The 12,669-nt window shown below is 63.3% G+C and carries 14 protein-coding genes; 9 read left to right on the forward strand and 5 right to left on the reverse strand.

Annotated elements, in window-relative coordinates; translation table 11 throughout:
- Window positions 1-19 precede the first annotated feature (19 nt).
- On the reverse strand, window positions 20-1,279 hold the full coding sequence (locus BSP239C_RS12570) for an Nramp family divalent metal transporter (protein ID WP_101573373.1): 1,260 nt from the start codon (window positions 1,277-1,279) through the stop codon (window positions 20-22).
- A gap of 105 nt (window positions 1,280-1,384) precedes the next feature.
- Between BSP239C_RS12570 and BSP239C_RS12575 the strand changes: the two genes are divergently transcribed.
- The 5 genes from BSP239C_RS12575 to BSP239C_RS12595 all read left to right on the forward strand — a co-directional run bounded on the left by BSP239C_RS12575 (window position 1,385) and on the right by BSP239C_RS12595 (window position 5,473).
- Complete coding sequence (locus BSP239C_RS12575; protein WP_101573375.1) at window positions 1,385-2,053, forward strand: TetR/AcrR family transcriptional regulator; 669 nt, start codon at window positions 1,385-1,387, stop codon at window positions 2,051-2,053.
- Window positions 2,054-2,081: 28 nt separating this feature from the next.
- Complete coding sequence (locus BSP239C_RS12580; RefSeq protein WP_101573377.1) at window positions 2,082-2,441, forward strand: DoxX family protein; 360 nt, start codon at window positions 2,082-2,084, stop codon at window positions 2,439-2,441.
- Between the two features lie 127 nt (window positions 2,442-2,568).
- On the forward strand, window positions 2,569-3,351 hold the full coding sequence (locus BSP239C_RS12585; protein WP_101573379.1) for a methyltransferase type 11: 783 nt from the start codon (window positions 2,569-2,571) through the stop codon (window positions 3,349-3,351).
- Window positions 3,352-3,472: 121 nt separating this feature from the next.
- Window positions 3,473-3,946, forward strand: coding sequence for a hypothetical protein (locus BSP239C_RS12590; RefSeq protein ID WP_145997447.1), 474 nt, complete (start codon window positions 3,473-3,475; stop codon window positions 3,944-3,946).
- A gap of 138 nt (window positions 3,947-4,084) precedes the next feature.
- The gene (locus BSP239C_RS12595) at window positions 4,085-5,473 is read left to right on the forward strand and encodes a uracil-xanthine permease family protein (protein ID WP_101573384.1); all 1,389 of its coding nucleotides are present in this window, start codon (window positions 4,085-4,087) and stop codon (window positions 5,471-5,473) included.
- A gap of 63 nt (window positions 5,474-5,536) precedes the next feature.
- Here the strand turns inward: BSP239C_RS12595 and BSP239C_RS12600 are convergent, their stop codons facing one another.
- From BSP239C_RS12600 to BSP239C_RS12610, 3 genes are read right to left on the reverse strand one after another with little or no spacing between them, the layout of a single operon-like run.
- A complete protein-coding gene (locus tag BSP239C_RS12600) occupies window positions 5,537-6,556 on the reverse strand; it encodes a LacI family DNA-binding transcriptional regulator (RefSeq protein WP_101573386.1) in 1,020 nt (339 codons plus the stop codon).
- A gap of 24 nt (window positions 6,557-6,580) precedes the next feature.
- Complete coding sequence (locus BSP239C_RS12605; RefSeq protein WP_257930197.1) at window positions 6,581-7,306, reverse strand: sulfite exporter TauE/SafE family protein; 726 nt, start codon at window positions 7,304-7,306, stop codon at window positions 6,581-6,583.
- The gene (locus BSP239C_RS12610; protein WP_101573388.1) at window positions 7,303-8,709 is read right to left on the reverse strand and encodes an amidohydrolase family protein; all 1,407 of its coding nucleotides are present in this window, start codon (window positions 8,707-8,709) and stop codon (window positions 7,303-7,305) included. The genes BSP239C_RS12605 and BSP239C_RS12610 overlap by 4 nt, the downstream gene beginning before the upstream one ends.
- Window positions 8,710-8,920: 211 nt before the next feature.
- Between BSP239C_RS12610 and BSP239C_RS12615 the strand changes: the two genes are divergently transcribed.
- The 3 genes from BSP239C_RS12615 (at window position 8,921) to BSP239C_RS12625 (ending at window position 10,791) form a co-directional block, all read left to right on the forward strand.
- Window positions 8,921-10,126 carry a methyltransferase domain-containing protein gene (locus tag BSP239C_RS12615; RefSeq protein WP_101573390.1) on the forward strand — a complete coding sequence of 402 codons (1,206 nt, stop codon included), beginning with the start codon at window positions 8,921-8,923 and terminating at the stop codon, window positions 10,124-10,126.
- Window positions 10,127-10,225: 99 nt separating this feature from the next.
- Complete coding sequence (locus tag BSP239C_RS12620; protein WP_101573392.1) at window positions 10,226-10,429, forward strand: CopG family transcriptional regulator; 204 nt, start codon at window positions 10,226-10,228, stop codon at window positions 10,427-10,429.
- The gene (locus tag BSP239C_RS12625) at window positions 10,426-10,791 is read left to right on the forward strand and encodes a type II toxin-antitoxin system death-on-curing family toxin (protein WP_101573394.1); all 366 of its coding nucleotides are present in this window, start codon (window positions 10,426-10,428) and stop codon (window positions 10,789-10,791) included. The genes BSP239C_RS12620 and BSP239C_RS12625 overlap by 4 nt, the downstream gene beginning before the upstream one ends.
- A gap of 86 nt (window positions 10,792-10,877) precedes the next feature.
- Here BSP239C_RS12625 and trpS read toward each other — a convergent pair whose 3' ends face one another.
- On the reverse strand, window positions 10,878-11,918 hold the full coding sequence (gene trpS, locus BSP239C_RS12630; protein WP_101573396.1) for a tryptophan--tRNA ligase: 1,041 nt from the start codon (window positions 11,916-11,918) through the stop codon (window positions 10,878-10,880).
- 332 nt (window positions 11,919-12,250) lie between these two features.
- Here trpS and BSP239C_RS12635 point away from each other — a divergent pair, with 332 nt between their 5' ends.
- Window positions 12,251-12,631 carry a VOC family protein gene (locus tag BSP239C_RS12635; protein WP_101573398.1) on the forward strand — a complete coding sequence of 127 codons (381 nt, stop codon included), beginning with the start codon at window positions 12,251-12,253 and terminating at the stop codon, window positions 12,629-12,631.
- Window positions 12,632-12,669: the final 38 nt, after the last annotated feature.

Genomic DNA, 12,669 nt, shown 5'->3' on the forward strand with positions numbered 1-12,669 from the left:
GAGGGCCCCGATGCTCCGATCAGTCGACACCGAGGGCCAGGAGCACGATGAGCACGATGTTGAGGGCGATAATGAGCACCGAGGCGAGGATGGCGATGATCGTGATGATGCGCGAGTTCGCGTACTGACCCATCACCGTCCGGTTCGTCGTCAGCCTGACCAGGGGAACCATGGCAAAGGGGATGCCGAGGCTGAGCACGACCTGGCTGAGCACGAGTGACCAGGTCGGATCCACCCCGAGGCTCAGGATGATGAGCGCGGGAATCATCGTCACCGCGCGCTGCCACACGATCGGCACGTTGATCCGCAGCAGTCCCTGCATGATCGAGGCCCCCGCATAGGACCCGACCGCGCTCGAGGCCAAGCCGGAGGCGAGCAGTCCGACACCGAAGAACAGACCCACAACCTCGCCGAGGTTGGCCTGCACGACCGCGTGCGCGCCCTCGATCGTGTCGGTCCCGGTCTGACCCCGCAGTGATGCCGCGGCCAACAGCAGCATCGCGATATTGACCGAACCGGCGATGACCAGTGAGAGCACGACGTCCCACCGGCTGGCCTTGAGCAGCTGGGGAATCGAGGCACGCGGGGCACTGCCGTGTCGGTCGACGGACAGTGCCGAGTGGAGGTAGATGGCGTGGGGCATCACGGTCGCGCCAAGCATGCTGGCGGCCAGGACAACGGAGTTCGTGCCCTCGAGCCTGGGCACGATTCCACCTGCCGCTTGCCCCCAGTTCACATCGCCGACGAACAGGCCTGCTAGAAATCCAATGGCGATGATTGCGAGCAGGGTGATGATCACCGTTTCGAAGGGACGCTGACCACGGGTGGACTGGATCGAGAGCAGGAACAGAGACGCGACGCCGACGATGAGACCACCCAGCAGCAACGGCAGGTCGAAGAGGATCTTCAACGCGATGGCACCGCCGATCACCTCGGCGATGTCGGTGGCGATGGCCACGATCTCCGCCTGCCCCCAATATGCCAGCCGCGATCGTCGACTGAGCCTGTCGCCGAGGAGGCCGGGCAGGGACTGCCCGGAGACCAGGCCGAGCTTCGAGGACAGGTACTGCACGAGAACGGCGATGAGATTGGCCGCGACCAAGACCCACACCAGCATGTATCCGTACTCGGCACCCGCGCTGAGATTGGCGGCGACGTTGCCCGGATCGACGTACGCGATCGCGGCGACGAAGGCCGGACCCAGAAGGAAGAAGGTGGAGACCTTCTTCGGACGTGCAGCGGCGATGGAGGTGCCGGAGTCCGGTGGATCGACGTTCATAAAGTTAAGGTACATTAACTCTACCTCGCGGGCAACATCTTCTCAATTGGCCTCAATTTGCGACCGCATCTGGTAACTGAACACGGAAAGGCTTACGCTTCGACCATGCCTACTGAACACGTTCACTCATTTACAGACCGCCGACTGCGCACCGAGGAGAAGATCATCTCCGCCGCCGCCGATCTGTTTCTCGAATCCGGCTACAAAGCCACGACGGTCAGAGGCATCGCCACCCGCGCCGAGGTGTCCGTGGGCAGGGTGATGGCCGCCGGCGACAAGGATGTCCTCCTCATTCGCTGCTACGACCGCTGGATCGCACAGCTCCAGTCCGGGACCTATACCCTTCCAGTTCGAGCGCGCACGGGGTCAGCGGCATCGGCACGAAGTCAGCCGGCATCGTCTGCACGTGGCCGGGTGAAGCCAGCGGCCACCTCGGCGGTGCAGAACCACTTGGTGGGCATCTTCCTGCCGTTCCTCGAATTCTTCGCGGCTCACGAGAACCTGTCTCGGGACTATGCGGCCGCGCTGATGCGGGTGCCCGGCAAGCCCCAGGTATTTGAGACTCTTGCCGTTGACCTCCAGGAGAAGCTGTCCTCGAGCTTGATCTCAATCGGGATCAGCGAAGCATATGCACTGGCCAGCGCCGTGGCGCTCTACGACTCCTACCTCGGAATCCTGTTCCGATGGGCGGCCAGCGATATGAGCCTGCCCGAGGCGACCGAGGCGCTCTCTCAGAGCATCGCGTTCCACACCCAACTGAGGAGACCCGCATGAGGCCGCCTCCCGAAATACGGAAGTCCACATGACCCTGTTCCCCGATCCCTGGTGGCCTGTGGCGGTGATGGCTCTCATCGTCCTCGTCGACGGCCTCATGACATTCTGGCCGCCGAAGGCCATCGTCGACTGCCTCGACGGAGTCGGACTCCCCAGCGACTGGTGGTGGGCCCTCGCCGTGGTGAAGTTCCTCGCGGTGGCGGGCCTGGTCGCCGGTTTCTGGATCCCGGGCGTCGGCCTGGCAGCGACCGTCGGCCTCATCGCCTACTTCCTCACCGCCGCCGGTGCCCATCTGCGCGCCCACTACGTCGGCCGCGACTTCTGGGTCAACTGCCTGGGGCTGCTCGTGCTCAACATCCTCATCCTCGTCTTCTGCTTCCTCACCTGAGCCACTGCCACTGGGAAAGTTCGAACACCTTCGGACCCGCTTACCTGGATGCTTGTTTTCACCCGCCGGAGATTTCATAGTGGAGTCAGAGCCGAGAGTTCGGCTCCGCGACGGAGGGATTGGCGGCGTGGCCGAATCAGCAGAGGACCGATACGCCCGCTGGGCATGGATCCACGAAACCGCAGTGATGACCGGCTGGAACTTCGACCCCCTCGGCTCCAGGGTCGTCGCCGATGACCCGCCCTGGGATTTCGACTTAACCTGCGCTAAAGCGATGGCGCAGTCGATGCCGTGCCTCGACATGGGAACCGGCGGAGGCGAGCGCCTCGGCGAACTCGTCAAACATGTCAGCACCATTGGAGGCTTCCTCAATCGCGGATCCTCGGTCTTTGCCAGTGAGGGGTGGAAGCCCAACCTGGAGCTGGCCACCTCGGCGCTGGCGGAATACGGCATCGAGGTTCGTGAGTACGACAGCGAGACCGGCGAACCCATGCCCTGGCCCGACGATTTCTTCGAACTCGTAATGAACCGACATGAGAGCTACGATCCGTCCGAGCTCGCCCGCGTGGTGATGCCAGACGGACGCTTCCTCACCCAGCAGGTCGACGGATCCGAGGCCGGCGAGTTCAGGCTCTGGTTCGGCGGCACACCTGAGGCTCCCGACAATCGCCTCGAGCCCTGCATTGACGAACTCGAGGCGCACGGTTTCACGATCAGCGATGCCGATGAGTGGACAGGCACGATGGAATTCGCCGACGTCGAGGCGATCATCGAATATCTCGCCTACGTCCCCTGGGACGTTCCCGGCTTCAACGTGGCGGACAATCTTGTGGCCCTTGACCGACTGGCGGCCCGCAGATCGCCGATTGAGGTGGCGCAGAAGCGCTTCCTCATCGTCGCCGAGCGATAGTCCTCCCGCTCCTCGGCGGACTGTAGTATTCCAACCTCCGGGGGACGGTCAGGTTTTCCCGACCTGGGTCACAGGGAAGCCGCATGGGCGGGTGGTGGTCGGCGCGCATAGTGTCGAAGACATGACCTCGCCGGACTTCATGTACCCCCAGCCCACCGATGACGAATTGGCCGCACAGCAGCCCTATACCGCGGCGCTGGGAAGTCAGGTGAGCACCTTGAGTCGCTCACCCGTCTCGTCGCCCGCAGATGCGAACCGGCCGCTGCTCGGCAAGGTCGCCCTGGGCATCACAATCATTGCCGCAGGACTGTCTCTGCTCGCCTCGATCACCCTCGGCGTCACCATCGGCCCGGTGGAGAACGAACACGGCCACTTCTTCACCGACATTCCAAGTTGGTACCAGAACCTTGCGATCGCACTTGCCGGCCTGCAAGTCCTGTGCGCGGCTCTTGGGGTCACCGGCCTCATCATGGGCATCGTCTCAGCTGCCAGCGACCGCGCCAGAACTCAGGGAATCATCGCCATCGCCATCGCCGTCCTGGCCCCATTCATCTCCTTCGGACTTTTCATGATCCTGAGCCTCGCCATCGCCTGAGGCCATCGTTCGACTCGGTTTCATCCGACATTCAGACTGACTCTTGACACGATCCGCGTCGCCAGGGACGATTAGACAAATCGATTTGGCCGCCAATGTCGCCAGGCCCGATCATGATGCGTTTCCGAGGAGAGTCCTATGACCGCCGCACCAGAAGCAGCCGAGACCGTCCACCCCGTCGATCAGCTCCGGCCGATGCACCGACTCATCCCGTTCGCGATCCAGCATGTTCTGGTCATGGTGGCCACACCGATCTCCTCGGTCTTCCTCATCGCCGGCGCATTGGACCTCAATGAAGCGGCCACCTCGGCGGTCTTGGCTGCGGTCTTCATCTTCTCCGGCCTTGGGTCGATCCTCCAATCCGTCGGCGTGTGGAAGATCGGGGTCAAGCTGCCCTTCGTCATGCTTCCAGGCGGTGCGGCCACCGTCCTGTTCATCACGATCGGCCAGGGCACCGACATCGAGACGGCCGTGGGCGCGGTCATCCTCACCGGCGTCTTCTACATCCTGGCAGTCACCCTCTTCGTGAAGCTGCTCAAGTTCTTCCCGCCGCTGGTCATCGGAATCATGGTCATCGTCATCGGCGTCAACCTCGTCCAAGTCACCGGCAAACTCATCGTCGGTGAGGCCGATACGAAGGAGTTCGGTGATCCGCAGAACCTGCTGCTCGGCCTCATCACGGTTGTCATCACGGTGCTGTGCTTCCGCTTCCTGCGCGGAATGCTCGGCAAGCTCTCCGTGGCTCTCGGACTCATCGGCGGCACCATCGTCGCCGCGTTCATGGGCGTGACCGACTTCGCAGCACAGACCAGCGGCCCGCTGCTGGCAGCCCCGACGCTCTTCCCCTTCGGTACCCCGAAGTTCGATGTCATCGCCGCGATCCCGATGCTGCTGTGGGCATTGGCCTCCATGGCCGAGGCGACGGGACAGACGATCATCAACGGTGAGATCGTCGAGAAGAAGGTCGACCCCAGTCGCGATGTTCCACGGTTGATCCGCGCCGATGGCATCGTGACGATCTTCGGTGGGCTCTTCGGCACACCGGCGATGGTCACCAGTGGTGAGAATGTCGGCATCGTGCGTGCTTCGGGCGTGCGCAGCAGGTTCGTCACAGCCTTCGCCGGTGTCCTCCTCATCATCATCGGCATCAGCCCCATCGCCAGGATCCTCAACGGCATCCCGGCGGCAGTCGTCGGCGGAACGGCAGTCGTGGTCTTCGCGATCATCGCAGTCCTGGGCATACAGATGCTCGCCAAGGTCGACTTCAACCAGACAGGCAACCTCATCACGGCCACCGTCGGACTGGCAGCCGGACTGCTCCCAGTCCTCATTCCGGGCATGTACTCGCAGCTGACTCCAAACGTCGCATCACTGCTGGGCAGCGGAGTCGCGATGGCCGCCTTCGTCTCGGTCGTGCTCAATCTGCTCTTCCATCACACAGGCAAACGGAACCGGCACCCGAAGAGTCGTACGGCGATCGACGATCCCAGCCACCTGGATCAGCGTCCCGGCGACTACCGGATCTGAGCTGGTCAGGCGGGCACCGCCCCGCAGCGGTTGATCAGGCGGGCACCGCTCTTCTACGACTGATCAGGCGGGACCGGATGTCGATTCTCTGGCGACGAGGGTCGGTGCGGATGCTCCGCTCGACGCTTCCGGCCCGGAATCGCCGTCGAGAATGGCCACGAGGCGTTCGACGGCCTCGCTCGAGATCGCATCGAGTCCCAGATCGACAGCGGTCAGCGGCGGAGTGCTCGTGCGGGCGCGCAGACCGTCATACCGTGTGGCGATGAGCAGATCGCCTCCGATGGTCCGTCCCGCTTCCTGACCTGCTCGCACGGCGCCGGTCGCGAATGCATCGATGGGGACGACCAGTCCGTCGACCTCCGGATGCTCGGCCAGCAGCCGAGTCGATGCGCGGTACCCGCCGTCTTCACCATCACTTTCGTCCGCCTCGGCGATCACAGGGGTGAAGCCGATACGCGCGGCAGCAGCCTCATAGACCTCCCGGGCGGCAGCCTGTGATCTGCGCCGATCCGAACCCACGACGAGCCCCGGGTGCTGTGCTCCGCGCTCCACGAGATGTGAGACGAGGAGCTCTGCGGTCTCTTCATGGTGCAGGTCCACTGTCCGTTGACTCGACGGACTATCGATCGCCACGTACGGAATTCCTCGTTCGTTCAGTGCTGCGGCGATGGGATCATCGGTCGCGGGTTCAAGGAGTATCGCGCCGTCGATGTCGAGCCGGTCGACGGGGCTGGCGTCGCCGTCGGGCGGGGCGAGGACGAAGACATAGCCCTCGAGCAGTGCCGTGCGGGCGCAGCCCATCGCGAGCTCGGTGAAGAAGCCCAATTGCGAGGGCCCGGCGGAGACCGCCGAGGGCATCGACGACAGCAGCGCGAGCGTCTGGGAACGGCCGGAGCGCAAGCTCTGAGCCCGGACGCTGGGTCGATAGTTGAGGCGGGCGGCGACCTCTTTGACCTTGTCCCGAGTCGCGGAATTGACCTTGCCCAGACCGTTGAGGGCATGGGAGACGGTCGTGCGTGAGACACCGGCCTCACGTGCCACATCAGCGATCGTGGCTCGGACCGGTCGCGAAGTTTCACCCATGGTTTCAGCCTACTGGATGGGAAGTCACGACTGGATGATGACGATGGCACCGGAGACGATCGCGAAGCCCAGGACGATGTAGCGCAGCACCGGGCCGTCGAGGCGGTGGTGGACGTATCGGCTGAGGAACGAACCGATGGCCAAGAAGGGCAGCATGGCGAGTGTGAACAGCATCGTCGGCCCATTCACCTGACCGCTGATGGCCAGGACGATCAGTGAGATGACCTCCCCGACGAGGAAGCACACGGCTACCGTGGAGCGCAGCTCCGGGCCGGGACTGTGCTGGTAGGCCAGGGCGTAGGGCGGTCCGCCGATACCCGTCGAGGTCTCTGTGACACCGGTGATGAGGCCGACGATGGCCAGAACGGGTTTGTTCGGAGCGAACTTCGGGGCGAGGAGCGCGATGACGGCGGCCACCAGCGTCGACCAGCCGATGAGCAGGGCGAGTTGGTGGAGGTTGACGATGACGAGGATCCAGAGCCCGAAGAACGTGCCGGCAAAACGGCCCACGCTGATCCACTTCACCCCGTGCCAATGGATGTCGGATCGCTCCCGGGCCGCGACGTAGAAGTTCAGCGGAATCATCAGCACGAGCAGCATCACGGGGATCAGGCTCGGGTCGATGAAGCTGACGACGGGGGCGGTGATCATCGCGAAGCCCATGCCTGTCGAGCCCTGCACGAAGGCCGAGAGCAGCACGGTGACCGCGACGATGCTGAAGGCGAGGATCGACAGGCCCAGGACCGTCACAGTCGGTGCTCACTCATCCACGCGGCGCGGTGTTCGCTCGCCGATGGGTCGATGCGGGTGATCGGAGAATCGGCGACGACTCGGCCTGAGACCTCGCGGGCACGCTCTAAGAAGGCACGTCCGTCCCAGTCGACAGGCCACCCCTTCTCAAGCCGGAGTCTGCCATCGACGATCACTGCCTCGATCTGATCGCGGTTGGCGATGCGCACGAGTTCCCAGGGCACATCCCAGGAGGGAACGAATTCGGGGACGTCGAGATCAACCACGAGCAGGTCTGCGAGTGCTCCTGGGCCGATCTCTCCGACCTGTCCGGCCAGTCCGACGGCGTCTGCGCCCCCGCGCAGCCCTTGTTCGAGCCAGGTCCAGCCACCGCCGCTCGATGAGTCGCCGACGACGGTTCCGCCAGTCAGTCGCTGTGCTGTTTCGGCTGCGTCCAGGAGGCGGAAGGCATCGGAGCGGGTCCCGTCGGTGCCCAAACCGATGCGCATGCCGAGTTCGTGCATGAGCAGTGCCGGTGCAACCGCGTTGCCTTTCCAGGAACTCGCGACAGGGTTGTAGGCGATGGCTCCTCCGCTGTCGGCCAGCAGTCTTATTTCGCGGGGAGTCAGCAGTGTTGCGTGCGCGGCCAGAAGTTCGGGTCCCAGGGCGCCGAGGCGGGCCAGTCGTTCCAGCGGACGCTCTTTGTTGGCGATGAGGGATCGTTCGACCGCGGCGAGGTGTTCGTTGAGGTGGGTCTGGAAGGGGACTCCGGCTTCGCGTGCCAGCTGTGTAATCGCGACAAGGGCCTCGTCCGAGGCGACCTCGGGGATGGACACGGCCAGCGAGGGGTGGACCAGAGGTTCGGCGACCCACCTGCTCAGGTGATGCTGGGCGGCGGCGAGAACCTCGGCGAGGTTCGCGGTTTTCGCCCCTCCCCCCAAATCGTTGCAGATCACGCCGAGGACGCACCGCAGTCCGACAGCGGAAGTGACATCGGCGATGGCGGAGACGTCGACGCTGGCGCGAGTGCCCGCGTCGGCGACCGTCGTGAACCCGCCGCGCAAGGATTCCCAGGCGGCCAGTCGGGTGGCGACGTCGATGGCCTCGGCGTCCATGTTCGCCTCCATCGGAACCCAGACGCGCTGGAAGATCTCGGAGGGTTCGCCGAAGACGAGCGATTTGCCGAAGGACTGTGTGAGGTGATGGTGCGAGTCGATGAAGCCCGGCATGAGGAGCCGGCCGGGCAGGTCGATGCGCACCATATTCTCCGGAGCCGCTGCTGTGACAGCCTCGAGGGGTCCGACGTCGACGATGCGCCCCTCAGCGATGAGCACCGCATGATCGCGCTGCGGGCCTTCGGGAAGGAGGACCTGTTCGGGAACGAGCAGCGTCGGGGCCTGGTGCAGTGTGCGCAGCTGGGTCATGTCATCCTTCGTCGTCGCAGGGGCCTCTTCGACCCTGCATTTCCTCGTGGTCCACGATACCGAAAGGTCGCCGGTCAAAGGCGAGCCAAATCGATTTGGTTCTCTTCAGTCTACGCGGCAGCGGCGGTGCGCGTCAACGGCCGGGGAGACCGTGGCCGGCTTGGCGAACGACGGTGAAGCACGCACCGAACCGACGCAGTAAAATGGGGCTATGACATCATTGCCCCTCACCCCCACCTCGGCGGCTCACGGGGTTTTGGACTGTCACTACTTCGACGAGGGACTGTGCCGCTCCTGCACCTTCATCGAAACCACCCACATCGATCAGGTCTCGAACAAAGAGGCATGGTGCCGCGAGGTATTGGCCGACCACTCCCCCGATGTCTGGCTGCCTGCCGTGGTCGGGGCCGACAGCGATTTCCGCAACCGAGCGAAGCTGGCGGTGGGCGGCTCGGCCGGCGCCGTCACCTTAGGCATCCTGGACCAGGACTTCCACGGGGTCGACCTGCGCGAGTGCGGGATCCAGTCCGCACAGATCCGCACTGTGATCCCGACCCTTGCGGGCTTTCTCGACCACACGAACCTCGACCCCTATGACATCAAAGCTCGCCGAGGTGAGCTGAAGTTCGTCCATGTCACCGCGGCACCGTCCGGAGACCTGATGATCAGGTTCGTCGTCCGCAGCCAGCACGGACTCGACGCGCTGCGGTCCAGGCGTGACCAGCTCATCGAGCTGATACCCATGGCCACTGTCATCTCCGTCAACCTGCTGCCCGAGCATAAGGCAGTGCTCGAAGGCAGTCACGAAGAGTTGCTGCTGGGGGACTCGCTGCGCATGAATCTCGACCGGGTCGACCTGCATCTGCGCCCGCAGTCCTTCTTCCAGACGAACACCGAAGTGGCGATCGCTCTCTACAATCAGGTCGCTGAGTGGGTGGACGAGATCTCACCCAGCTCGCTGTGGGATCTGTACTGCGGAGTGGGCGGGTTCGCGCTGTATTGCGCGAAGGAGTCTGATCAGCAGACTTCGCGCACGGTCACCGGTGTCGAACTGAGTGAGCAGGCCATCGAATCCGCGAAGATCAGCGCTGCCGAACTCGGCTTCGGCACCCAGTCAGGTACCACGGTCGAGTTCATCGCCGATGATGCCACTGAGTTCGCTGAGGCGAACCTGGCGACCGGCGAACGACCGGATTGTGTGATCGTCAACCCACCTCGGCGAGGGATCGGGGCACGGCTGTCAGCGGCTCTTGAGGAATCCGGGATCGATCACATCGTCTATTCGAGCTGCAATCCGCTCACTCTGGCCAAGGACCTTGACCGGATGCCCAGCTGCACCGTCGAGCGGGCGCAAGTCTTCGACATGTTCCCGCACACCAAACACCTCGAAGTTGCGGTGGTGCTGCGGCGGCGGTGACATCAGCCATCTCATCAGCATGACGGTGAAGCAGCTGACATGACATTTTCCCTTCCAGCGCCGTAGCCAAATCTGATACCACATTGGTATCATTGACACATGGCAATGACACTGCGTTTGAACAAGAATGACGAAGAGCTCCTGACTCGCCTCGCGGAGCAAGACGGGGTGAGCCGCCAGGCGCTCATCATCAATGCAATCCACGAGGTGGCCGAGAGGCGGGGCCACGAGGCACAAGTCAGCGACGCCTCGAAGCGCGCCCGCGAACGGTATGGCGATCTGCTCGACCGGCTCGGAAAGTGACGATCTACCTCCACACTGAAGATCTCCTCGAATTGGTCGCCGATCTCAATGTTGGACCGGTTCGGGACCTCGGTCTGCTTGATTCCGCTGCCCACCGACCTACGACGACCTTGTGGGCCACCGAGGTCTATCCGAGCACAGACGAGAAGGGCGCGGTCCTGCTGGAGTCGATCGTCCGAAATCATCCTCTCGTCGATGGCAATAAGCGGCTGGGCTGGCTCAGCCTCGCCGTCTTCTATGATCTCAATGGGGTCAGTTTCGATGCGCCGGACGACGATGCCTACGCTCTTGTCATTTCGATCGCGAGCGGCAGCATGGAGACGGCCGAAATCGCGGCGAAGTTGAGAACGTGGCACGGCTGAAAACAGGATCCCGGAAGGGCTTGAACCCTCACAATTAGTCACACTCAACAGACTGCGATTGCAGTTCTGCTGCGATATCACGCCGCTCAGTAGTCCATGCCCATCGCGGCCCGAACCTCGGCGAGGGTGGAATCGGCGATCGCGTTCGCGCGATCGTTGCCTTCCGCCAGGATTCCGTCGACGTACGTCTTGTCCGCCTCCAACTGCCGACGACGGCTGCGATGTTCCGATAAGAACTCATTGACCGCCTCGGCAGTGGTGGCCTTGAGCGCACCCGATCCCGCATCACCCAGTTCATCCGCGATGGCTTGCGGAGTGGATCCGGAGCAGAAGGCAGCGGTCGTCAGAAGCGCGGACACACCTGGTCGTTGCTCGGGGTCGAAGCTGATATGCGGATCAGAATCGGTGCGGGCCTTACGGATGAGCCGAGTCGTCTCGTCTTCGTTCATCCCCAAAGCGATCGCATTGCCGTAGCTCTTCGACATCTTCCGCCCGTCGATGCCCGGCACCTCGGGCGTCTCGGTGACCATGGCCTCGGGTTCTCGGAAAACGTGCCCGTAACGCTCGTTGAAGCGCCGGGCGATCGTCCGCGTGATCTCGACATGCGGCAGATTGTCCTTGCCCACCGGCACTAGGTTGCCCTTGCAGAAGAGGATGTCGGCGGCCTGGTGGACGGGGTAAGTCAGCAGCAGACCGCTGAGTGGCCGGTCGGAGGCCTCGAGGTCGGACTTGACCGTGGGATTTCGTCGCAGCTCGCTGTCGGTGACGAGGCTGAGGAACGGCAACAGCAGCTGGTTGAGGGCCGGGACCGAGGAATGCGTGAAGATGGTCGTCTTTGCCGGGTCGATCCCTGCCGCCAGATAGTCGAGGATCGCCTCAGCAACGTTGTTCTTCACATTCGCCGAGGTGTCCCTGTCGGTGATCACCTGATAGTCCGCGAGGATGATGAAGGTTTCAATCCCCTTGTTCTGCAGCCTCACGCGCTCGAGCACCGAACCGAAGAGATGCCCGAGGTGAAGTCGGCCCGTCGGCCGTTCGCCCGAGAGCATGCGATAGTTTCCGGGATTCGCGTCAACATCGTTGTGAAGGCGCGGCATGCGGGACAGTGTGGCGTCGTAGGAATCCATGTGTTCTCCAATGCGTAAAGGGCTGCACGGAGGGGTCCCACAGGTGAAGCGGGCTGCCATGCAGCCCGCGAAAATGCGTCAGTCGGCTGCCAGTTGCAGCCACCACCAGTTGAGTCGGGAAAAACGCATGCGACCAGTGTATGCCTGTCGCGATTGCGCTTCGACTGCGGGTCGGTTGGACTAAGCTGTGATCTATGACCGGACAGGCCTTCAGCCGCTCACGGATCGGTAACCCGGTCCTCAGTTGAGCCGCAGTGGACGCGAGCCCAGAGTTCGCGGTCCGCCCCCTTTCGAGAAGCTCTCTCATTGAACCCACTTTTCGAAAGGACACCATGTCAGCAACCTTTAACCACACCATCATCGCCGCCGCCGATCCGGCGGCATCCGCTCAGTTCTACGTCGACATCCTCGAGGCCGAGCACACTCAGTCGTGGGGAGTCTTCTCCAACATCATGCTCGACGGGGGTGTGATGCTGCAGTTCGCGTCTCCCCCGCAGACCTTCGACATACAGCCCGTGCATATGGCCTTCGTCTGCACGGATGATCATTTCGATCGCGCGGTGGCGCTGTTGGACGAACGTGGCCTCGACTTCTGGGCAGACCCGCAGCGGACTCGACTGCATGAGACGAACACCGAGCATGGGGGCCGTGGCGTGTACTTTTTGGACCCGTCGGGCATGTATTTGGAGCTCATCACCCAGCCCTATCTGTGAGCCGGCGCCGGGTCGCGCGTCGAAAGCACACCTTAGCG

Origin of the sequence: Brevibacterium sp. 239c (assembly GCF_900169365.1) — a bacterium.
In the GTDB taxonomy this organism is placed as follows: Bacteria; Actinomycetota; Actinomycetes; order Actinomycetales; family Brevibacteriaceae; genus Brevibacterium.